Source organism: Brasilonema angustatum (assembly GCF_059505445.1).
The window spans coordinates 53,834-77,932 of record NZ_JCACKO010000010.1 but is presented as its reverse complement, the minus strand read 5'-3'; the positions used below and the strand labels follow the sequence as shown (position 1 = coordinate 77,932).

At 42.6% G+C, this 24,099-nt stretch carries 16 protein-coding genes; 11 read left to right on the top strand and 5 right to left on the bottom strand.

All coding sequences use genetic code 11. From position 1 onward, the window contains the following. The 7 genes from AC5JM2_RS02515 to AC5JM2_RS02485 all read left to right on the top strand — a co-directional run. The coding region (locus tag AC5JM2_RS02515) for a type I polyketide synthase (protein ID WP_495833334.1) at window positions 1-2,308 on the top strand (2,308 nt) is incomplete at its 5' end. 266 nt (window positions 2,309-2,574) lie between these two features. Continuing rightward, window positions 2,575-4,722, top strand: coding sequence for an AMP-binding protein (locus AC5JM2_RS02510; protein WP_495833333.1), 2,148 nt, complete (start codon window positions 2,575-2,577; stop codon window positions 4,720-4,722). A gap of 27 nt (window positions 4,723-4,749) precedes the next feature. Beyond that, window positions 4,750-6,018, top strand: coding sequence for a cytochrome P450 (locus tag AC5JM2_RS02505; protein ID WP_495833332.1), 1,269 nt, complete (start codon window positions 4,750-4,752; stop codon window positions 6,016-6,018). A gap of 42 nt (window positions 6,019-6,060) precedes the next feature. Then, a complete protein-coding gene (locus AC5JM2_RS02500; protein ID WP_495833331.1) occupies window positions 6,061-7,329 on the top strand; it encodes a cytochrome P450 in 1,269 nt (422 codons plus the stop codon). Between the two features lie 11 nt (window positions 7,330-7,340). Then, window positions 7,341-7,853: an aspartyl/asparaginyl beta-hydroxylase domain-containing protein gene (locus AC5JM2_RS02495; protein ID WP_495833330.1), complete on the top strand. Its 513-nt coding sequence runs from the start codon at window positions 7,341-7,343 to the stop codon at window positions 7,851-7,853. Between the two features lie 578 nt (window positions 7,854-8,431). Beyond that, window positions 8,432-8,872, top strand: coding sequence for a hypothetical protein (locus tag AC5JM2_RS02490; RefSeq protein ID WP_495833329.1), 441 nt, complete (start codon window positions 8,432-8,434; stop codon window positions 8,870-8,872). A 498-nt stretch (window positions 8,873-9,370) separates the two neighbouring features. Beyond that, entirely contained in the window at window positions 9,371-9,619 is a 249-nt protein-coding gene (locus AC5JM2_RS02485; protein WP_495833328.1) for a bacteriocin, read from the top strand. A 709-nt stretch (window positions 9,620-10,328) separates the two neighbouring features. Here AC5JM2_RS02485 and AC5JM2_RS02480 read toward each other — a convergent pair. Then, the gene (locus tag AC5JM2_RS02480) at window positions 10,329-12,533 is read right to left on the bottom strand and encodes a PAS domain S-box protein (RefSeq protein WP_495833338.1); all 2,205 of its coding nucleotides are present in this window, start codon (window positions 12,531-12,533) and stop codon (window positions 10,329-10,331) included. A gap of 95 nt (window positions 12,534-12,628) precedes the next feature. Beyond that, the gene (locus tag AC5JM2_RS02475) at window positions 12,629-15,649 is read right to left on the bottom strand and encodes a sensor histidine kinase (protein WP_495833327.1); all 3,021 of its coding nucleotides are present in this window, start codon (window positions 15,647-15,649) and stop codon (window positions 12,629-12,631) included. 375 nt (window positions 15,650-16,024) lie between these two features. Between AC5JM2_RS02475 and AC5JM2_RS02470 the strand changes: the two genes are divergently transcribed. From AC5JM2_RS02470 to AC5JM2_RS02460, 3 genes are all read left to right on the top strand, one after another. Then, window positions 16,025-17,179, top strand: a complete 1,155-nt coding sequence (locus AC5JM2_RS02470; RefSeq protein ID WP_495833337.1) for an alanine--glyoxylate aminotransferase family protein — start codon at window positions 16,025-16,027, stop codon at window positions 17,177-17,179. A gap of 182 nt (window positions 17,180-17,361) precedes the next feature. Further along, entirely contained in the window at window positions 17,362-17,616 is a 255-nt protein-coding gene (locus tag AC5JM2_RS02465; RefSeq protein ID WP_495833326.1) for a CopG family transcriptional regulator, read from the top strand. Beyond that, window positions 17,600-18,034, top strand: a complete 435-nt coding sequence (locus AC5JM2_RS02460) for a type II toxin-antitoxin system VapC family toxin (protein WP_495833325.1) — start codon at window positions 17,600-17,602, stop codon at window positions 18,032-18,034. Before AC5JM2_RS02465 ends, AC5JM2_RS02460 begins: the two co-directional genes overlap by 17 nt. Window positions 18,035-18,042: 8 nt before the next feature. On the opposite strand, the gene AC5JM2_RS02455 is transcribed toward AC5JM2_RS02460, so the two are convergent. From AC5JM2_RS02455 to AC5JM2_RS02445, 3 genes are all read right to left on the bottom strand, one after another. Further along, window positions 18,043-20,601 carry an NACHT C-terminal helical domain 2-containing protein gene (locus tag AC5JM2_RS02455; protein WP_495833324.1) on the bottom strand — a complete coding sequence of 853 codons (2,559 nt, stop codon included), beginning with the start codon at window positions 20,599-20,601 and terminating at the stop codon, window positions 18,043-18,045. A 383-nt stretch (window positions 20,602-20,984) separates the two neighbouring features. After that, a complete protein-coding gene (locus AC5JM2_RS02450) occupies window positions 20,985-21,167 on the bottom strand; it encodes a hypothetical protein (RefSeq protein WP_495833323.1) in 183 nt (60 codons plus the stop codon). A 74-nt stretch (window positions 21,168-21,241) separates the two neighbouring features. Then, window positions 21,242-22,147, bottom strand: coding sequence for a phosphodiester glycosidase family protein (locus AC5JM2_RS02445; RefSeq protein ID WP_495833322.1), 906 nt, complete (start codon window positions 22,145-22,147; stop codon window positions 21,242-21,244). Between the two features lie 359 nt (window positions 22,148-22,506). On the opposite strand from AC5JM2_RS02445, the gene AC5JM2_RS02440 reads away from it, so the two are divergent. Beyond that, on the top strand, window positions 22,507-24,090 hold the full coding sequence (locus AC5JM2_RS02440) for a phytoene desaturase family protein (protein ID WP_495833321.1): 1,584 nt from the start codon (window positions 22,507-22,509) through the stop codon (window positions 24,088-24,090). Window positions 24,091-24,099 lie beyond the last annotated feature (9 nt).

Here is a 24,099-nt window from a genome sequence, read left to right as displayed (position 1 = left end):
TGTCGAAGCACAAGGTGCTGGAACTCTGTTGGGGGATGCGATCGAACTCAAAGCCTTGGCAACCGTTTTAGGAGCAAATCGCTCTGTTGGAGATAAATGTCGTGTTGGTTCCGTCAAAACCAACATTGGACACTTAGAGGCAGCTAGTGGAATTGCCGGATTGATTAAAGTGGCGTTGTCCCTCAAGTATGGACAGATACCGCCCTCTTTGCATTTTCAGCAGCCAAATCCGAATGTGGGGTTCGATAAACTGCCATTGCAAGTGCAGCAAAACTTGGAGCCTTACAAGAGCGATCGCCCTTGCATTGCAGGCGTGAGTGCGTTCGGCTTTGGCGGCACAAACGCTCATATAGTGATGGAAGCTTCCCCGGATCAAGTCAAGGAGTCCTCTTTTATTGATCGCCCGCTACATGTGCTGACGCTATCTGCCAAAACAGAAACAGCATTGCGATCGCTAGCCCACAGTTATCACGAGTTTCTAGTTAATCATCCTGATGTGCCAATTGCTGATGTTTGTTTTAGTGCCAATACTGGCAGAACCTCATTTAATTATCGGCTGGCTGTGATTGGGGACTCTACAGCACAATTTGCAGAACGCTTGGAGGCGTTTGCTGTAACTGGGCAGTCGGCGGAGTTGGTGAGTGGCGTTGTCAAGCCAAAGAAAGTTCCCAAGATTGGATTCTTGTTCACTGGCTTGATTTACGGCAAACTAGAACTGGATCGTCAACTGTACGAACAAGAGCCAGTCTTTCGCCAAGTTATTGATCGCTGTAATGCGATCGCCCAGCCGTTGCTTGGAAAATCTCTGATCGACGTTCTTTATATCTGTGCAGCTAAGGAAACTGTCATCGATCCAGTTGACAACTGGACGGCATTATTTGCGCTGCAAATAGCGCTTTGCGAGTTGTGGAAATCTTGGGGTATCGAACCGTCGGTTGTGATGGGAATAAGCCTGGGAGAGTATGCCGCTGCCTGTGTTGCCGGTATTTTGAGTCTGGAAGACGCGCTCAAGCTTGCAATCAGAGGAGAGCAGCAGGTTCAATCTCAAAGCCAGAAAGGGACGATAGGCGCTGTATTTGCAGATGAAGAGCGAGTGGCAGCTGCAATTCAACCCTACGCTGACAAAGTTGTCATTGGTCTTTTCGCCGAACCATTGCTGACGATTTCCGGTGAGCAACAGGCAGTTGATGCCGTTATGGCTGCTTTGGAAGCAGAAGGAATCAAAACGATTCGACTGAGTGTATCCTACCCGTATCATTCGCCTTTGATGGAATCACCACTGGTAGATTTTGCTCCTTCTCCTCCCCAAATCCCGATAATTTCTGGTGTCACAGGGCAGGTGTCTGGTGATTTAATGACCACCATAGAGTATTGGAGGACGATGATCCAGAAACCCGTGAGGTTTTTCACAGGGATGCAAACCATGCTCCAGCAGGGAGTCACGGTATTTGTCGAGATCGGACCAAAGCCTAATCTATTGTCAATGGGCATCCGTTGTCTACCTGAAGGAGTTGGGGTTTGGCTTCCAAGCTTACGTCCGGGGCAATCAAGCTGGCAACAGATGTTGTCCAGTTTGGCACAACTTTATGTTTTAGGAGCACCTGTTAATTGGTCAGGATTTGATCGTGACTATCCCCGTCATCGCCTACGACTGCCCACTTATCCTTTTGAGCGACAAAGTTATTGGTTCAGCAGTAGTCGCTCGTCGCAATCAAGCGATCTATCCCCACTACCTCACCGCTCTTTGATTTCTAGCTTACTTGACCGGGGAGATTCGACGGAACAGATTGTTCAGCTTCTTGCCCAAACCGAACCATTTTCATTAGAGCAAGTGCAACTCCTACCAAAACTAATCACCGCTCTAATTCGACATCACCAGGAAACTGCATTCTCAACCGATGAACATGAATTTTCTTTGATTAACCAAACCACAAATCGAGACCTACCCATCCCTGAAGTTATTGCCCCTGAATTGACTATTGAGTTAAGGCGAGTACAACTTGCAACATCTCCAGAGAAACAGCAGCAACTGCTTGAAGAATATTTGATAGAACAGATTGCTAAAGTGTTGGGATTGGCTCCATCCCAGCTAGATGTTGAACAACCGCTCAATACCTTGGGGTTGAACTCGTTGATGTTAATTCAACTGGTAAACCGCATTAAACAAGACTTTGCTTTTGACTGGTCAATCAAGCTGTTATTTGAAGATATGACCCTGATTGATCTGGCTCAACAATTACAAACCCAGTTGGGCTTGTTTAAAAGTGAATCTGATCATGCTCAAAAAAATACATTTTTGGAGAGATAGAATACGATGTCGATTTTTTTAGAAAGTACAATGAACACGATTATGTCAGATTTTATGAGCTTACTTCAAGGTATTAGGAGCAATCCATATCGACCTATTTTATTTATGATTAAATAGCACGCTTTTTTAGCAAAATATAGCCAGAACTCTAAGCAGTGCTAGGCATTGGCTGTAAAAAATAACAAGATTCTTTTATCAATCAGTCAGTCAAACTATTTAAGAACATTTCTCAGAAATTTCTAACTACTTCAAGTACAAACATAGGTATGTATCACGATTTATTTTCACCACATTCACAGCAAGAAGCGACTTTAGTTAACCTGTTACGTTATAGAGCGCAACAACAACCAAACCAGGTGCCATATACCTTTTTGGTAGATGGAGAAACAGAAAAAGTTAGCTTCACTTATGAACAATTAGACCAAAAAGCACGCACCATTGCCGCATTGCTTCAAAGCATGAAAGCTTTTGGAGAAAGAGTGCTGCTTCTCTACCCGCCCGGACTGGAATTTATTGCTGCTTTTTTTGGAGGTTTGTATGCAGGTGTAACTGTTGTGCCTGTGTATCCACCACGAGGTAAACAGCGGATGACAAGATTGCAAGCTATTGCACAAGATGCACAGGCAACTTTTGCACTCACCACTTCATCTGTAATGACTAAATTGGGAGAAACATTCAAAGAAGAACCAGAATTAGCAGCTTTGCGATGTATAACGACTGATAATATAGCCGAGAATTTAGCAGATGATTGGTATTTTCCTGAAATTAATAACAACTCACTGGCACTTCTCCAGTACACATCTGGTACGACAGGAAACCCGAAAGGGGTGATGGTGAATCATGACAATTTACTGTATAATTCTGCTTTAATTTATCAGGCTTTTGAGCATACACCTGACAGTCGAGGTGTGATTTGGCTTCCTCCTTACCACGATATGGGGTTGATTGGTGGAGTGCTACAGCCTATATATGGCAGTTGTTCAGTTACACTGATGTCGCCAGAGTCTTTCCTACTAAAACCTTTTCGCTGGCTAAAAGCTATTTCGGACTATAAGGCGAATACCAGTGGTGGACCTAATTTTGCTTATGATTTGTGTGTTGACAAGATTACTCCTGAACAACGCCAACAGCTTGATTTGAGCAGTTGGGAGGTTGCTTTCAATGGTGCTGAACCTGTACGGGCGGAAACTATTGAGAGGTTTTCAGCAACATTTGCAGATTGTGGCTTTAGAAGAAGTGCTTTTTACCCCTGCTATGGAATGGCGGAAACAACCTTGATTGTGTCTGGGGGTTTGAAAAAAGAGCCACCAGTGATTGGCTTTCTGCAAGATAAAGCGTTTAAGCAGAATCTGATTGTGACTACTAATAGCAAAGATGAAGATGCAAGAACGATTGTTGGTGTTGGTCATAGTAGTTTGGACCAAAAAATTGTCATTGTTCACCCAGAATCATTAACTCGCTGTTCAGATGGACAAATAGGAGAGATTTGGGTTGCAGGACCGAGTGTGGCTGGTGGCTACTGGAAGAAACTGGAAGAAACTCAACAAACTTTCAATGCCCAACTGCAAAACATAAAAGAAGGACCATATCTACGCACTGGAGATTTAGGATTTTTGCTTGATGGCGAACTATTTGTCACAGGTCGCCTCAAAGATATGATGATTATTCGAGGGCAAAATCATTATCCCCAGGATATTGAATTGACAGTCGAGAATAGTCATCCCGCACTGCGAGCAAACTGCGGCGCAGCATTTTCTGTGGAGACAAATGGTGTTGAGCAGCTAGTTATTACTCAAGAGATAGAGCGTACTTACTTACGTCAGTTGGATGTAGATGAAATCGTTAAGTCTATTCGTCAAGCAGTATCAGAGCAGCACCAGTTACAAGTTTATGCCATTGTGCTGCTAAAGACGGCGAGCATCCCAAAAACTTCTAGTGGTAAGATTCAGCGTCACGCTTGTCGAGTTGGATTTCTAGATGGAAATTTGGATGTTGTCGGAGATTGGACAGCGAATCTTGAACAAAAAGACTTACAACAACTTCAAGCAGAAGTAGACGACCTTTGGGAACAAGTGCATTCTTCAGATGTTAATTCAAATATTAATAAATCTGAGGTTGACCAGAAATCGTTAAAGCCAACTTTTACAAAAGAAGCGATTCAAACCTGGCTGATTTCTCATCTTGCCTTGTACCTGAACATACCTCCTGATGAAATAGATATTCAAGAACCTTTTACTGCATATGGTTTAGATTCAGCAGTGGCAGTCAGCATGACAGGTGAATTAGGTCAATGGATTGGCTGTGAACTTGCAATTATTCTTTTCTGGGAATACCCTAGCATCGAAATACTAGCGCAGTATTTAGCAGAGGAATATAATTCATTGCCATCAATCCAATCTTCAGTTAGTGTTTGAAAAAAATGGAATTGCCGAGACATTAATATGAACAAAGAAGCAATTAGTACTACAACATCAGAAAAAGTAGAGTCAGCAAAAGCATTCAAATTCAATCTTTTTGACCCTAAGTTTAACGCTAATCCTTATCCAACTTACCATCGCCTCCGAGAGTCAGATCCGGTACATAGATACTTTGTTGGAGGTGATTGGATCGTTACCCGCTATGCCGATGTCAAAGCAGTTTTAAAAAGTGGTCGTGTTCGGACTGATGATAGACCAAAATCAATACAAGAAAGAAACAAATATCTCAAAGACAAGGAAAAGAATTTAAATACTCTTGCTTATACCACCAGCCGATTTTTATTTTATATGAACCCGCCAGACCATACGAGATTACGTGGGTTAGTAGGTAAAGCCTTTTCTCCTGTAGTTGTTGAGCGTATGCGTCCTCATATTCAGGAAATTGTGGATGAATTGCTTGACAAAGTTCGGCACAAGGGGAGTATGGACATTGTTGCCGATCTTGCCAGTCCACTTTCTGTCAGTGTAATTAGTATGCTGTTGGGAATACCAAAAGAAGCTCAACAGCAGCTTCATCAGTGGACTAATGTTTTGTCTCGTATTTTAGATCCACTTGTGTCACTAGAAGAATATCAAGCGATGAATAAAGCTACAAAAGAGATTCAGGAATATTTACGTACTCTGATTGCCGAACGAGAAAAAGATCCACAAGAAGACTTAATTAGTAATTTGATTGCAGCTCAAGAGCAAAATGACAGGTTAAGTCAAAAGGATATATTGGCAATTTGCACATTGTTATTCGGGGCAGGTGAAGAAACCACAGGTAATACAATAGGCAATGGAATACTGGCATTGCTACAACACCCTAACCAAATAGAACAACTCAAAACAGAACCAACAAAAATCCAAAGTGCTGTAGAAGAAATAATTCGCTACGATAGTGCAATTCAAATGTTAACGCGTATTGCTATTGATAATTTAGAAGTCGGTAACCGAACAATAAAAGCAGGTGAAAAAATAGTTCTTTGCTTGGGAGCTGCTAATCGAGATCCAGCCCAGTTCCCAGAACCCGACGAGCTAAATATTAATCGAGGACAGAATCAACACGTTGCTTTTGCTGATGGTATTCATTATTGTTTAGGAGCAGCATTAGCACGCGTGGAAGCGCAAATTGCTATTAATACACTAATTCAACAATTCCCTGATATAAAGTTAGCTTCAAACAAGATTGAGTGGAAAAAGAGTATAGTCATACGTGGCTTAAAGGCTCTCCCTGTAAGTTTTACTTGCTAAGTAATTTCTGTTAAATTTGGTTATTGACAGGAGATGTGTCAAATGGAGCCAATTGCTCATACAAATAAGACTCAAAAATCAGAGATTGCAAAAGCTGTCAAATTTAATCCTTATCACCCAGCGTTTCAAGCGAATCCTTATCCCATCTACCACCAACTCCGCTCTGTTGAACCAATACACCAGAGCTTTAAGGGTATGTGGGTAGTTACTCGCTATGCTGATGCCAAAGCAGTTTTGCGCGATCCTCGCTTTTGTGTTGATAAAATGCCAAACAATGTTAAACACAAAGGCAATTATTTGAAGCAGAAGGATTTCAATACACTTGCACAAGCCATTAGCAAATGGTTAATATTTTTAGATCCGCCTGAGCATACTAGATTGCGAGGGCTAATTAGTAAAGCGTTTTCTTCTACAAGCGTCAAATTTCTGCGTCCCCAAATTCAACAAATCACCGATGAATTAATTAGCAAAATTCGCCATCAAGGCTACATGGATATAGTATCCGATTTTGCTTGCCCATTACCTTGCAATGTTATTGCCGCAATCCTGGGGGTACCTGTTGAAGATTGGTTGAAGCTGTATCATTGGTCTGATGAACTATCTAATATTTTAGATCCGCTCAGATCTTTGGAAGACTATGAGCAGATGAATAAAGTTGCCCTGGAATTTACAGATTACTTTAAAAGCTTAATTGCACAACGACAAAAAAGCCCGCAACAGGATTTACTGAGTGCTTTGATTACAGTTAAAGAACAAAATAACAAGCTAAGTGAAGAAGAAATTATCTCTGTTTGTATGTTATTGTTCTTTACTGGTGAAGAAACCACAGTGAATCTCATCGGTAACGGGATGCTTGCCCTCTTGCGTCACCCACAGCAGATGCAACAGATTAAGACACAACCAATGCTGATTCAAAGTGCTGTGGAAGAAATACTACGTTATGATAGCCCAATCCAAATCACCACACGAGTGGCAACTGAAGACGTTGATTTAGATGGTGTCACTATTCGAGTTGGTGAGAAAGTTGTTGTTGTTTTAGGCGCTGCAAATCGCGATCCTGCACAATTTCCCGATCCAGATCGCTTCGATATTACACGCGCTAATAATAGTCACTTAGCTTTCGCTGATGGTATCCACTATTGTTTGGGTGCAGTATTGACGCGGATTGAAGCTGAAATTGCTATTAATGCTCTTGTGCAACAATTACCTGACATAAAGCTGTCACAAGACAACCTTGAGTGGCGAAACAAAGTTGCTTTTCGCAGCCTCAAGGCTCTCCCCATTACCTTCAAGCCAACGAACGTAACATAATCAAATAAAAAATGTTTTACGAAACTACTAATTTCAAATTTATAGAGAGCCTAGAATCAAACTGGCTGCTCATCAAAGAAGAGTTAAACAGACTGCAACATGCTAATTCTAGCCATTGGCAAAAAGAGTTTCTTTATAACAAAGGCTGGGATCTCTTTAGTTTGCATTCTTTTGGGAAAAAATTAGAGGATAACTGCCGCTTTTGTCCAGAAACAACAAAATTAGTAGAATCTATTCCTGGAATGACCACGGCGACTTTTTCTTGCCTTGCACCTGGAACTCACATTGCTCCTCATAAGGGATATATAAACACTGTACTCCGTTGTCATTTGGGTTTAATTGTGCCTGATGACTGTGAGATACGGGTGGAGCATGAAACGAAAACCTGGGAAGAAGGCAAGTGCTTAGTTTTTGATGATACGTTTGAGCATGAAGTTTGGAATCGCAGCAATACCCCCAGAATAATTTTATTGATCGACTTCAAAAAGTCTAATTTTTTCAAGAATCCAGTCAAACAAGGATGATAATTGCTGTATGTTTCAATTGCCATTAATAGACCTGATTTTTTGTACAAGAGAAGATAAAAAAATACTTCTTCAAGTAGTTCAAGGAAACTATCTTTTCCTTTCGTCCGCAATAATTATTGCTGTAGTTTATGGAAGGCTCACATGCTTTTTATCCCTTTAGGTAGAAGTTATATAACTAAGCACTAAATTATATTACTTATAAGCAAGATGAAAAGTATACGCTGATTCACGCGGGAGCATGATAGCCCCGAAGTTAATCTATCAAGAAATTAAATTAAGTAGGTCGGTGTTGAAAATTGTCGTTATGACAAGGCAGGAGGCAGAGGGCAGAAGGCAGAAGAGAAGAGCTTTTTGGGCAACTTTACTTTCCGTTACATACTTCGGTTTTTTTGCGCCGTTCTACTTAATTGATAGATTCACGTTATTTATATCGGGGTGGAAATGCGACACGATGAATAAAACAATCGTCACGTAAAGTTTTCATTAAGATGTATTAATTAACGTGATTTTAGAGTAATTTACTAACAGAAATAAAAAAAAGATAGGGGGTGATTTAATTGGCTCGGAGTACAACATTGTCGTTCATAACAGAAGTGCAGTTAACTGTAGACAGCAAGCAGGAAGCAGAGTTTTTGTCTCGTTTCCAAGCAGGAAGGCAACTATACAATGCGTGCCTTAATGAAGCGATGAAGCTACTTGATTTGGTCCGTAACTCCGAACCATACCAGACGGCTAGACAGTTGCCTAGAACCAAGAAAAAAGAGCGTAGCTCAGCATTCAAAAAAGCTGCAAATAAGAAACGTGAAATAGAACGACGAAAAGTTGCTTATGCCAAGACTCAGAATCGTCGTGTTGTTAATAAGATTTTGAGGCATGGCAAACATATCAAAACTGAGAACGTCATGGTAAAGCCATATCTGCTAAATCCCCAGGTTTTGTACCCTACGTACTGCTCCGTAAAGCTGAAAATGCTGGCGGTACAGTTATCAAGTTTTCTACTCAAACAACGGCACTGAGCCAAACTCATTTGGACGGGACGCGCATCAAAAAATCCTTGTCTCAACGAGTTCACCGGGATGTAACGGGCATTCCGGAACATCACCGTGACTTGTTCAGTGCATTTTTGAGTAGGTCAGTTAATCAGAACAAGCTGGTATTGCAAGATGTTCAAAACGGATATCTGGGGTTGGAACCAATCCTGTTGGAGGCATACCAGCGTTATTTAAAGCCTCGGCTAGCCCCTAATAGGGGCTAGCCGAAGGGTTAACCCGCGAGCAAGTAAGCACGTCCGAAAGCAGGCAGTCTGATTCTCCCTCAGAGTGGGTCTCCAACAAGCTACTAACCACTGACCAGATAGCCAACAAGGTGAGTCCAGCGCTCTTGGTAGGGCAACCCTGGCGCAGGCGACTGGCGTTCCCGAAGGGGCGAAAAGTCAGATGGGGATGTGGCGTGAATCCCCTAGCATGCCGGCAGGGGAGGGTTCAAAAATTCAAAGAACAAAAGGAAAAGTAACAATGGAAAGCACAAAGAAGTTTGATTGTTGGGAAGAGTTATCAGACGAAGAATTAGCGTCTATCTCTGGTGGTCTTAATTTGAGCGCTATAGGTCCAGCAGGTATTGTGACTGCTAGCGCAGACAAAAACGGTTTGTCCACTCAGACGGATGGAATCGGGGGAGGTACGAAGGTGAATGTAGGTCCTGGTGGTGTATCATACAGCGGTTACGACACGATTGTCGGCACAGCAATAAAGGCTAACGTATAGAAAGTCTGTGCAAGCTGCAAAGCGCTATAAGCGCTTTGCAAAAGTTTACCTATTTCCGCGAGAAGGCTCCCGCCATAATCTTTGATTTGCCGGTGAGGACGCCAGATACCTCTGTCGGGAAAACGCCACATCCTACCCTGCGGGAAGCCCTCCGGGTTCGGGGGTTCGCAATCGACGCTCACCGCCAAGACTGCGACCCCCTCACCGCCCTCCGGGCGTCTACAAGTCGGCAGAGCCGCCCAACGGAGTGGCTCCCCTCATCAAGCACTGGCTCATGAATCGCGGCTTAAAACCACCACGTTCTACGACCGATTATTGCGGGGGAGTAGAACAGTGGTGGTTTTAGCAATCTCTGTACTATAATTACGTCGAGCAAGCCCAATCAGTGATGTTTGGAATCCCCCGCTGTAAGGGTACTCCGTGAGCGCGGTGGGAGGATGTCAATGGAAATTCTTTGATGACTTTTCAACAACTACAAATTAGTTTACTGTACAACACTGTGAACAATACTTGCACACACTTTTTTCCTTTTCTGTCAAGTCCTCTGATTCCATCATTATGCCAAAATTCTTCTGCTGTCTAACTTACAGCAATGTTTAAAAAGATCCGGGCAATGTATAGCCGGAGTTCGGGGAGGGTGCGCGGTAGCGCGGATGGGGTCAATTTATTATGGGTAATTGAGCGGACATGATATAACGTAAGACTACTGTCATTCAGCAGACTTGACACTATCGTTTAGCGGCAAAGTAAACCAAAAAGTTGCCCCTTTTCTCAAATCACTTTTCACACCAATTTCCCCACCGTGTGCTGTAATAATTTGCCGACACAGATACAACCCCAATCCTAAACTTAAAGAATTGCGAACATTACTACCCCGAAAATAAAGATCAAATAGATGCTGACTCTGCTGCTGACTCATACCAGCACCGTTATCAGCAACAGTGCAACATATCTTATCACCCTCAACGATCGCATCAAGGGTAATATTTAATCCAGGGGGATTATGTTTAATAGCATTAACAATTAAGTTAGAATACACTCGCCACAATTGTGTAGAATCGGCATTGACTGACGGTAAATCAGGTGAAACTAAATTTGTCAGGAAAGCTTGATTTTCTTTCAACATTGGCTCTAAATCTGCAATCGCAGCTTCCACCACTATGTGCAATTGTAGAGTTTGGCGTTGCAAAACAATACCTTGTACTTCGCTAACATGAGCTTCCATCAATGAGTTAATTAAGTTCAATTGGCGATCGCTACTTTGCACCATCCGCTCTAAAATTGAGCGAGTCAGCAATATTTTTTCTTCTGGATGAGAAAGCAAATTTTTCAGCACCATCAAAGTTCCCAATACTGGGTTGCGTAAGTCATGGGAAACTGCATGGAAAAAGACTCGTAATGCTTCCTCAGTCCGTTTGCGTTGGCTGATGTCCAAAATCACTCCCACCAAACCGCCAAGGGTTCCATCTGCTTTGGAAAAAGTTGCTTTATAAAATATGACATCATGTTTTGTGTTATCCTTATAAATAACAGAGCCTTCAGAAGTTTGAACTCCCCCTTGTTCTAAGAGTTCTTTATCCGCTTGATAGTATTTCTCAGCTAACTCTTCTGGTGCAATTTCATACACTGTCTTCCCCAGAATCTGCTTTTGACTCAAACCTAAGTCTTCTTCAAAAGCTTTATTACACCCAACATATAAACCTTGAGCATTCTGATAGAATACTGGGGTTGGGATAGTATTAACTAATACTTGTAAAAAATTTAATTGTTCCTGTAGCGCTTCTTCCACTTGCTTGCGCTTAGTAATATCTGAAATCACTCCTTCGTAGTAAAGAAGTTTTCCGTTTTGATCACGCACGGCGTATGCTTTTTCGGAAATCCAGACAATACTGCCGTCTTTGCGATATATTTGAGATTCAAATTCGGACACGCTGCCATGCTCTTCAATTAAGCGCATGAACTCTGTACGACGATTGGGAGCAACATACACTTGATGTTCAATATCAGTCAAGTTTGCGGTGAGTTCTTCTGGAAAAGAATATCCATAAATACGTGCTAGCGCCGGATTTGCCGTAATGTAATGTCCATCTGGTGTACTTTGGAAAATCCCTTCGACTGCGTTTTCAAAAATGCTGCGGTATTTTTCTTCTGTAGCTCCTAGTTTCTGATATGCTGTTTCTAGTTCTTTGTGGGCAAAAAATTCAGAACGTTGCAAACGGTCATACAGATAAACGCCAAAATTACAAATAAAACAGAACCAAAACAGAGCTAAGCTCATCGTCACACTGTAAATTGGCTTATTACTGTCCGGTGGCGGTTGCTTGAGTCCCAGTGCTGTATTCACGCCAAAATAATATATCAGTACACCCAACTGAGACACAAGATGCAAAGGAAAGCGTACCGGGATGAGGGTGGCTTGGCTGAGGAACATCACGAACCAAGCGAAAATATCTGGTAGAGCGAAATTGTTGAGTGTTGCCCAAATTTGCTCGACAATAGTTATCGACCAGCCTAAGCCAAGAAACACAAACCCTGGATAACGACGACCGAATTGAGTTTTATGGATAGCCAAACAGCTCAATAAACTCAGCACCATCGCAGCATACAGGACAAAAAAAAGGCGTTTGGCTTCCTTGGGAATTTGTGCCAACTCCTTGAGGTGAAATAAGGCATCGTAAATATCTCGGAAGGCAAAAGTCAAGACTAAGACGATCGCAACCCACAACGCCAGATGTAATCTCTGCCATAAAAAGCGATCGCGCCAAGCTTCGTAATCCGATGCAATGTTATAACTAGGTAGAGAACTGGTGAAGACAGAAGCTTTTTTCCAACAGTTTTGTGCTGTTCTAAAGACAGTCGCCTTTAACCTCTGACCAAATCTTCCCACAGCAAGGAAAGCTTTTGCCTTCTTCATTTTTGGCATCGCACCCTCTTATGTAACTTGGACTGCGGATGATCTGTATTCATCACCTCATAAATTCCAAATAAGTCAATCAGATACTTATTATCTTAAGACGAGATTGCTAGAGGTAATGTGAAGTAAAAGGTTAAACCGCGTTTCCGATTACAACAGACGCCAATTTCACCACCGTGTGCTTTAATAATTTGCCGACAAAGATACATTTTTAAGCCAATTCTTGTGGAACATGGGGCTTGCGGTGCGCGTACATACAAATCGAAAAGGCGATCGCACTCGAATTTGCTCATACTCACGCCGTCATCTTGAATCTGTAAGCGAATCCTTCCTGTCTCAACTGTGGCTTTTAGGGTAAACTTGACTCCTGGTGGATTGTGTTGCCAACTATAAGTTAATAAGTTGACAAAAACCTTTTGCAGTTGAGCTGGATCGACAATCACTGATGGTAAATCGTCTGCAACCAAATTTTTCACACTTGATTTTTGCTGTGTCAGCATTGGCTGCAAATCTTTAATAATTTTATCAATCAATGAGTGAAAAGAAACTACCTCACGATGGAGGACAATCCCCTGTGCTTCGCTTGAATGTAGTTCCAGCAGTGATTCTATCATTTCCAGTTGGCGATCGTTCCCTTGAATCATCCGCTCAATAATTGAGCCAGATACTGGGATAGAGAATGCAGTCAGGGTGGAAGTTGGGGAAATGCACAAAGAGTGCTTTTTGTCTATAAACATTCCCCTCAACCGAGGAAACTTGAGTACGGAGGCGTGGTTTCCAAGTCTTGGGATACTCCCATCAACTTCTGGGTGTCCTCCCCTGAGTCCCTTGTTTATTCCCCTCAAAGTCGTGGACTTGCGCACAGAGGTGTCCTCCTGTTGTCCTCTATTGAGTAAATTATTCAATACCATCAAATTACCCATCACTGAAGTCCGCAGTTCATGGGAAACGGTGTGCAAAACAACATCTTTGACGCTGTTTAATTCTTGAAGTTCCAGCATTTTCTGCTGTAGCTGTGCAGTACGCTCTTCTACTTGACGCTCCAAATTCGTGTTAAATTGCTCTAGTTTTTGATAAAGCTGTGCTTGCTGAATGGCGATCGCCACTTGTTCAGACATCTGCTGGAGCAAGTCAATTTCTATCGCACTCCAATGGCGTGGTTTGCTGCATTGGTTCGCAATCAACGCGCCAAACAATTCCTTACCTTGCATAATCGGTACAGCTAAGTTAGCTCTGATTTGAAATTGTTTGTACAGCCTTTTTAATTTCGCAGATGCTGATATTTTTGTGGTATCCTCAACTATACGCACCCGGTTGCTTCTCAAGATTGTTTTCAGTTCTTCTATAAGAGTTTTATCCTCATTTTTCCAATTCAGGACTGATGGATATTTGGGATCTACTGATTCAGCAAAGATTCCTGAGTAAAGATTCGTATCATTTAAAACAATAAAAACTCGATCCGCTTCTAAAAATTGCCGAACTTCGTTAACAGTCGTTTGCAGAATTTGGTCTAGATTCAGCGATTGACGAATTCGCGATAGTGTTTGAGTCAAGAGGCGATCGCGTTTTGAAGACAGCCGCAGTAATTCTTCCGCCTGCTTGCGTTCTGTTATATCATTGGTCACACAAAGCATACAAGCTTCTCCACCCAAAGTAATCACCTCGGCTGAGAACAGCACCACTCTGAGTTCACCAGACTTTGTGTAAAATTCTGTTTCACAATTGCGAATCAACCCTTGCTCTTGTAACGTTTGTATGGTATCGTCAGGAAGATTGACCCACATATTTAACTCACTGCGGGTACGACCAATCACTTCTTCTCTGGTAAAGCCAGTGATTTGGACAAAAGCATCGTTAACTTCAACGTAGCGTCCATCCTTAAGAGTCACGATAGTCATTGAGTTAGGACTCGAACAAAAAGCTTTAGAAAACTTTTCCTCCGACTCGCGTAAGGCAAGCTCTGCTTTTTTGCGTTCGCTGATGTCGTGATTCACTGATAATAAGCAGGGGATGCCATCTAAATGAATGACTTCGGCACAGAACAGTCCAGTGCGTGTTTCACCGGACTTGCGGCGGAATTCAAATTCCATGTTGCGAACAACCCCATGTTTTTGCAATTCTTGTAACACAGTGGTGCGATCGCTCCGATTCACCCAAATATGTAAATCAAAATCAGTGCGATCAAGAACTTCCTCTCGTTCATAACCCGACTGTTTGACAAAACTATCATTAACTTCTATGTAGCGTCCTTCTGCAAGAGTGCTGATCGAGATCGGATTAGGACTACAATGAAAAACTGTCGCAAACTTTTGAGCCAAATTTCTCAAAGTGACTTCTGTTTGTTTGCGTTCTGTAATATCCCGTACAATTGCCACAACTTCATCTTGTCCGCTGACAACCAATCGCGCCTCATAATTTCTGATTCCCAAAGGCGTTGGCAGTTGATATTCACAGGTTTGTAAAGTTTTTGAATCCAAAGCCTTGGCAATAGCCTCTTGGCTTTTTAAAGCAACATCTGGAGGTAATAATTCCTGCAAAGTTTTCCCAACAATTTCATGTCTGGGAATAGTGACATTTGCTCCCTCACCTTTAAAATCGAGATACTTGCCATCGCGACTTATGCGAAACATTAAATCAGGGATAGCATTTAAAATCGCCTTATAGCGTGCTTCACTTTCTCGTAATTTTTCCTCCGCCAATTTGCGATCTGTAATATCGATGAGCAAACCATCCCAAATCATGTCTCCATGTGGTTGTTTTTCGGCGCGAGAAGTACCTTGAATCCACTTGAGTTTACCACTAGGAGTGATGATGCGACCCTCCCAATGCCAAGGTTCTCCCGTAGCACAACAAGCAGCAATAGATTCTTCAAACGCTTTGATATCCTGAGGATGAGTCAGTTTGTTGAGTACTTGAAAGTCCTGAAGCAGCACTTCTGGTTCCAATTCAAACAGTTCTCTACACCCAGAACTGGCATATATCACAAACTGAGATCCATCCTGCAGCTTCAGGAATTGAAAAATCATTCCTGGCAAATTGGCAGCAATTTTTTCCAGCAGGGGTAAAGTTCCTTGTTGGGAATTTGGTGTTTGCAGTGCTTTCACGGTTTCATTCACACTCTGACCTTTTTCTCATGAAGTAATAAATGTATCACGGAAGACCATTATCGACTCTTTGGCAGTTTATCCGGTATTTGGATAGCAACCAAACAAAATTTTAAAAAGTCGTTCTTCTTTCAGGTTATATTCCCGAGTTTAATTTCGCATTCACCCAATTGGATGAACCACTTGCACAAGAGTAATTTAGGTAACAACAAATGAACTGAGTTTTGAGAAGTTTTAACGTAATTTGAATGCTATGTCAAGCCAACAAATGAAATCTGCTATAGGAATCTGGTTTGGTTTATGAAGTTACTAGTCTCGCTAGGGAAGAGGGAACAGGGAACACCCGAACCCTTAACATAAACTGTACGGAGTTCTGTAGAAAAAATAATTATGCAAACACTCTCTATCGACAACAGCGAGCGGTTACAACTTTCCCCCCTTACAGTACCATCACGCCTACTGTTGGGACCAGGACCCTCAAATGCCCACCCCGCAGTTCTGGAAGCGATGAATACTTCCCCAGTTGGGCATCTTGATCCAGCTTTTCTGGCACTGATGGATGAGATTCAGTCTTTGCTGCGCTACGTGTGGCAAACCAAAAATCAGTGGACGATCGCAATCAGCGGCACAGGATCAGCAGCAATGGAAGCGGCGATCGCCAATACAATAGAACCAACAGATGTCGTTTTGATTGGTGTTGCTGGGTATTTTGGCAATCGCTTAGTTGACATGGCTTCTCGATATGATGCCGATGTCCGAACCATCACAAAACCTTGGGGACAAGTCTTCTCACTTGATGAGTTGCGAACTGCCCTACAAACTCATCGTCCAGCTATTTTAGCTCTTGTCCATGCAGAAACCTCCACAGGAGCACGTCAACCACTGGAAGGAGTTGGTGAGTTGTGTCGTGAATTCGGCTGTTTGCTGTTGATAGATACAGTCACGAGTTTAGGTGGAGTTCCCTTATTTTTAGATGAGTGGGGAGTTGATGTAGCTTATAGCTGTAGCCAGAAAGGGTTGGGTTGTCCTCCTGGTGCTTCGCCATTGACTTTAGGTCCTCGTGCGATCGAGAAATTGCATCGGCGTCAAACCAAGGTGGCTAACTGGTATTTGGATATGACGTTGTTGAGCAAGTATTGGGGCGAAGAACGCACCTATCATCATACAGCGCCCATTAACTTATACTACGCTCTGCGAGAAGCACTGCGCTTGATTGCCGAAGAGGGAATAGAAAATTCTTGGCAACGCCATCAAAAGAACGTAGAGTATCTTTGGGAGAGGTTAGAGAACTTTGGACTGAGTTTGCACGTTGACAAACAGTTCCGATTACCCACTCTCACCACCGTCCGGATTCCACAAGGAGTAGATGGTAAAGCAGTTGCACGGCAGTTGCTCAATGAACATAATATCGAAGTTGGGGGTGGTCTTGGCGAACTCGCAGGTCAAGTTTGGCGCATCGGACTCATGGGCTTCAACAGTCGTAAGGAAAGTGTTGACCGACTTTTAGAAGCACTGCAACAGGTTTTGCATGAGCAGCGGTAGTTCATAATTGCCCAGCATCAGCAGACAAGGATGCTTTTTCAACAACTGCGATCGCTTAATTTATAAAGTAAAGTATGAGGGCACAGCAATGCTGTGCCCCTACAATAGGAACATAGAAACAAACTGGGAAGAGGTTAAGCAAAGACTCGGTTTTTCTAAATCGATGGAGATTGGATGATTCTATGACAATTACCCTTGAATTAGCTCCAGAAATTGAAGATCGTTTGATAGCTCAAGCCGCAGCACAGGGCATAACACCTGAAGCGTTTTTGAAAGCCGCGATTGAAAATTTACTGAATGCTGAACCCCAGGTATACCGGGTTGGAACTGCCTTAGTCGTTCAATCCACCCCAATTGGCAATCTGGAAACCTCTGTTAACCAAATGCGGGAAGAACGACTCAGTGGCTTAATCGCAGATTATGAAAGCCCTGTTTGACACATCTGTATTAGTAGCAGCGTTTGAAGTGAGCCATCCTCGGCATGGTGTTTGTCTACCGTGGTTGCAACGGGTACAAGAAAAGGAAATTGATGGCTACCTCTCAACCCATACCCTTGCTGAACTCTATTCCGTTCTGACTCGCTTACCTGTAAAACCGCCAATTTCTCCGGTGATCGCCCAACGGTTGATCAATGAGAACCTCCATTTGTTTGAAGCAATTTCCCTCACTGCTGATGATTACCAACAAGCGATCGCCTGCATGGTTAGGCTAAATCTTCCGGGTGGCGGAATTTTTGATGCGCTAATTGCTCAAGCTGCTCTCAAAGCTGAGGTCGATATACTACTCACGCTGAATCCAAGCCACTTCACTCGGCTTGGGCAAGATTTAGCTCAACGGGTGCAAGTGCCGTCTTGAGCGTCTGTTTATAGCGAAGCAAATTGTTTGCGTTTTTCGATTTCGGCAATGGGTAATAGTAAAGTATCCTCTATTTCCTGCTTTACTTCCTGACTAACATTGCAACCACTATTCAAACAATCAAGTATGATCCAGTTTAGTGTGTGGTAACGTTTGAAAACTTCCGTTTGTTCTTCTGTTAACCTTTTCCCATCAATCCAGATTAGATTTCGATATTGCATTACTTGATATAAATTTTTAAGCCAAATGCTACCATTTTTTGCCCACCAATCAAAGTAATTATCCAGATTTCCATCAAATACTGGCAATCTGTCTCTTAATTCTTCAAGAAACTGCTTAAGGCTACCCTCATAAGCATTTTTACAAGTATTAATATCAAAGGTTCGGGCAAAGTCAGTGGCACTTTGCTCAACTTCTCCACTGATGTAGTCACGACCACCTATCCACGAACACCCTGATAAAAAGTAGTGGATAAGCGTACTATCAAGAGTCATTGTATTTTTGAGATACATATCCTGAAATCCAGCACGACGCATAAGTCCTTGCCGCTTAAACCCAAATAATACAAAATTTTCAAAATAGAAAGCTCTAATAATTATTAGAGAATAAGGAGTTTCTAGTTCGTTTAGTACAGTTAAAGTCTTGTTACTTAACCAAGTAAGAAACTGATTCAGTAGAGTATCATATTGAGGCAATTTATCGATGGCAAATTTAATTCTTAGGAAAAAATTATCAGCACTAGATGACATCTCTGCTGCAAGAAGAAAAACTTCACTCCAATGGAAATCAATTAGACTGTTAGTTAAATTTTCCCACTTTGCACTCTCAACAAACCACTTCGCTACCAAATACTCTTGAAACGTCAAATGCGAAAACGACCAAACCTTATGCGCCCTCTCAATCAATAACCCATGCTGCGACTCGATCGCCTGCAAAACCCCTCGACTATCCCGCCGCTCAATTCCTAAAAACTCCGCAATATATCTCTCCAACTCCTCCTGCTCAAACAACACATACTTTTCCTGCTCAAACTTCTTCACCGCCAAAAAGCTTAAAAGTTCCAACTTCCGTTTCACCGACAAATCCCGATAAATCTCATCCCGCTGAACATTCCGCGATTTGTCCCACTGTTCCAACAATAACTTGAACCCTTCCTCATATAACTCGGAACGCTTCGAGTAAAATTTCCCTGTGTCATTAAACACCTTGCATGTCAAACTGAGTAAAATCGGCGTAATTGCTAGTTCCCGAATCGACTTGTTTTCCTCTCGAAACAACTGTGACAAAAAATCCCGCGCTTGCGTCTCCCCTTTCCCATCTGCACACACCGTCTCAAACCAATGCTGTGCAAACGCCCTTACCTGTTCCTCATTAAAATCCGCCACTTCCACACAAGTAAAACGTATTGATTTCCAATCGAATAAATCTGGTAGAGTTTGCGTCCGACAAGTTACCACCACCTGCATTTGCGGATAAACACGGGCAAACCGCTTGATTTCCTTGGCGATTTGCTTGCCTGCTTCTCCCGTTACCTCATCCAACCCATCCAGCAACACCAATGCTCGTCCCTGATTTAGCACCAATTTTATATCTGTATTTCTTAACCCCCACTCTTGTTCCAAAAACTGCTCCAAGTTATATGTATACTTGCGTCCATCGTCCACAAAATAGCGCAGCTTAATCAAAATAGGAATTCGCTGTGCTTGTAATTTTCCAGCATTGCACTCGGTTACAATTCTTTGGAGATATGTTGTTTTTCCTGAACCAGGTTTACCCAGCACCATCAGGTTAGTATTTCGCTCCAGTACAGTCAAACCTGACATGCGCTGCTGTTTCTTACCCAAACCAATTCGATCCAAACTGCGGTAGTCGGAATTACCCCTTGTAAAATCCTGCCACAAATCATCCAGTTCCGACCTGCGGCTACTGCTAAGTGACTCCAGGATATTTACGTCTACAAATAACTCTCCCAAAGGCACCCAATTGTCTCTTCCCCATAACGGCATCGTACCGTGTAAGCTTTGGATGGTGTCGTGTCCATGCGATCGCACTTGTTGCACCAAGTCATCAACCGAGTTTCCTGTATTCGTCAAAGGCGAATCTTCAGATGTATTGACGGGTTGAATAACCTCTCCAGCACCGTAAATTTGTGTAATATGACCGATAGATAAGTGACCGCCAACCCGTACATTATTTAAAATACTTTGCAAATTGTCTTCAGGAGTACGAGAATTACCCGAACTACTTTGAGGATTTTCTCGTTGAGCCAAGTTCGGAAATTCCTCTTTCAACATAGAGCGAACAATTTCTCGAATATCTGCGGCGTTAGAACCCTGAAGGACAGAACGAGCAACTTCTCGAATCGCTTCGGCATCAAGCCCTTGGTAAGTGCGATCGCCTATATGAATATCTTGTCCCTGTCCGATATTGACGTTGTACTTTCCTACTTCCACATTTTGAACACCACCACTATTTAACCACTGACGCAAAGCTTCAACATCGGAATCGGTTTGAGTTCCGTTGAGGATGCGTTGAATAATGTCGTTGAGGTTACTAGGGTTCGCCATTTATCGGAGTTTTTTAGTTTTATTTTAGACCATATATAGTGAATTTACTTATGAAGTCGAAGATTTTGAGAAAAACTCGGCAATCCATTTAATTGGTAAATATAGCTTCAAAGGATGTTGCTTAAATTGCTGAAAACCATACTTTTGATATCAAACAAAAGAAATCCCCACTATTCCTACCTACAAAGCTGTGGATGGAAAAGATGGGGATAAATTTGGATTCTGTTTTTGAGTACTTTCAAATTTCCTGATTACACTCAAACTTAGAGTTCCCTGTTTGTGATCAGGAAATTTGAAAACCTACTTTTCAAGTAGTTTAGATGTGGGGTAACGATTTCCTTGTTTGTTGTCGTAAGCTTCGAGTTACAATAGTTCAGGCTCTTTCACTCGTTAAATGCTTCAAGTTTACTTAAATCTATAGATCTAATGTGTTCTTTGTTGGAGTGTTCAATTTCCCTTACAACGAAACTCCTGTCTGTTTGCACTCCAACATCTGGCTTTTCACTCTCGACTTGCGATGAACTTTTCACTTGTGTGTAATCAATTCCCTCAAAATCTTTTTTCATAAAGCTTTCCTCTATTTGCAGTGTCTTGCAATTAGAATTCCCATTAGCGCAAGAAGTAGTGAAAAGTGTAGGACTCACTGAGCCGCGTAAAATCCCAAATGGTTACCAACAGGACGCTCACGCATTGGTACTCTGGTATGTATTGGAGCATTTAATATTTTTGAGCCATTATTAGTTCCCATCACCAATGTCGTTGATCCACCCCCATCTAAATTTAGTGCTGTATGAACCCCCAAATCGGCGACAATTTTTCTTAATTCAGCCATTGTGATTCCTTCACTGTAAAGTGGTTGCTTCCCGTCTACCAAAATCAGCCACAGTTTTGTCCCTTCTCGATTGACAGCAGCAGCAACACGTGGATACGGCTTATTATTTTCTAAACTGTCATTAATTGGCTTACCGTCATAAACCAAAAGCTGGTTCCCTGCAACACCTTGAATTGTCCCTTCAGGACAGTTAGGACTTTTCAAGATTTGAGCACGATTTTGGGCAGAAAAGCACAACATGGGGAAATTTGCTTCGGGTGGTGAATAACGATATCCATTAGAGATAGCCTCGCCTATTGGATGAGAAGGATCACCACTGTGAGGATAGTAGTCCCAAGGGGACTTTTCGTGGAAAAGATGGAAAAAGCTAGCATTAATTGCTAATTGCAGCTTGAATTCTTTGAGAAAATCAGAGGTTTTCCGTGCGCTTGTTTCTCTATCCGTTGGTTTTGGTTCTCCTGGAGTGACAAGTGGTTTAACTCCTGGTGTTTTTAAGTCAATGGTGACAATGTGGATCATTCCTGGGCGTGGTGTCGAGAGAGGATAACGTTTGTAAACAATTCCACGAAACAAGACTTGCTCCATATCCGTGCGGGGGGGACGCAGAAAACACCGCCAGCCGTAGAATATGAGTGGTGATAATAGTAGAGCTAGTAAACCTATCCCGGTAGCTAGTAACAATCGCCGTGTGTAAACTTTGTATCGATAATGCATTGCTTGATGGAAGTAAAGCTATTCTTGGGCGATAGTGCACCTGTAATGCCAAAAAATATCTTCAAACGCCTAGCACTAATTTAGCGTCAATTCCTAGAACCTGTACCAGACGCGCATATAACCTACTGCCAAAAAAAAATATTGTGATTTTCCGGAAAAGATAAACCTCTGATTGTAGATATTGTTAGTTGACTCCTCTATAACTAAACATCTATATGAGCCGCAGGGGATATAACCCCAATCTCTATGGAAAACCCGGTTACAACAACCGGGTTTTTGGCATTATGTGCAGTTTTAAGAATTGTTACGTTGCATTACAATATCCTTGAATGACGCAAGACTAGCACAAGGTACGCTCAGTGGTACAGCAAACTTCTTCTAATACAGCATCTATCTTAGGTCAGAAAGAGATAGATTTTATCATCATTGGTAGTGGTATTGGCGGTTTAAGCTGTGCAGCTCTTCTGGCACGGTATGGCTTTGATGTCACAGTTTGCGAAAGTCACTCAATTCCAGGTGGTGCAGCACATGCTTTTGAGCGTGATGGATTCAAATTCGACTCAGGTCCATCACTCTATTCTGGCTTATCCTACAGTCCCTCTGCTAATCCTCTCAAACAAGTACTAGATGCAATCGGTGAGGAGTTACCTTGCGTCACCTACGATACGTGGGGTTGCTGTTTACCAGAAGGAGATTTTGACACCTCAGTTGGCACTGACCAGTTTTGTGAGGTGCTACAACGGTTTAGTGGTGCTGAGGCTATAGCCGAATGGCGTGAACTACAGCGTGTGATGGAACCATTGGCGCGTGCTGCAACTGCACTACCGCCAGCAGCCTTGCGGCTTGATGTCGGCGCGATTATGACTGTGAGTAGATTTGCCCCGTCTTTATTCCAACATATTGCAGACATAGGCAAGCTCACGGGACCGTTTAGCCGAATTATGGACGGCGTTATCAAAGACTCTTTCATACGCAACTGGCTGGACTTGCTGTGTTTTCTTCTTTCTGGACTACCAGCAGATGGAACAAGTGCCGCAGAGATGGCGTTTATGTTTGCAGATTGGTATCGACCGGGCGTTAAGCTTGACTATCCGATAGGTGGGAGTGGTGCTTTAGTAAACGCCTTGGTACGGGGACTGGAACGTCACGGCGGTGAATTGATGTTGAACGCTCATGTTGAGGAAATTCTTGTAGAAAGCAAGCGTGCTGTGGGTGTGCGTTTGCGTGGTGGGAAACAAATAAAAGCGCGTCGGGCAGTCATTTCTAATGCTTCGGTATGGGATACGCTCAAGTTGATTCCACAAGAAGCATTACCAAAAAAGTTTCAGGAACGACAAGCAACTCCAGAGTGCGATAGTTTTATGCATCTCCATTTAGGTATTGATGCACAAGGATTGCGCTGGGACCTTGCTTGTCATTATATAGTTGTTAATAATTGGGAAAATGGTGTCACTGCTCCTCAGAACGTCGTATTGGTGTCTATTCCCTCAGTTTTAGATCCCTCATTAGCACCACCAGGAAAGCACGTTATTCATGTTTACACTCCTGGTAACGAACCTTATGAACTATGGCAAGGGATGAATCGAAAAAGTGAGGAGTATGCGGAACAAAAGCAGTTGCGTGCAGAAGTTATGTGGCAAGCCTTAGAACGAATTATTCCAGATATTCGATCGCGTTGCGATGTCACACTAGTTGGTACACCACTGACACACGAGCGCTATTTGCGACGCCATAAAGGTTCATATGGTCCTGCCATTCAGGCTGGAAAAGGTTTCTTTCCTGGTTCTGGTACACCTATTCCAGGGCTTTTGTGTTGTGGAGACTCGACTTTTCCTGGTATTGGTTTACCTGCAGTCGCCGCGAGTGGGATGACGACTGCAAATACACTCGCACCTTTACACAAGCATGTCCAAATGCTTCAGGACATAGGTTACCTTGGTTAGTTCATAATA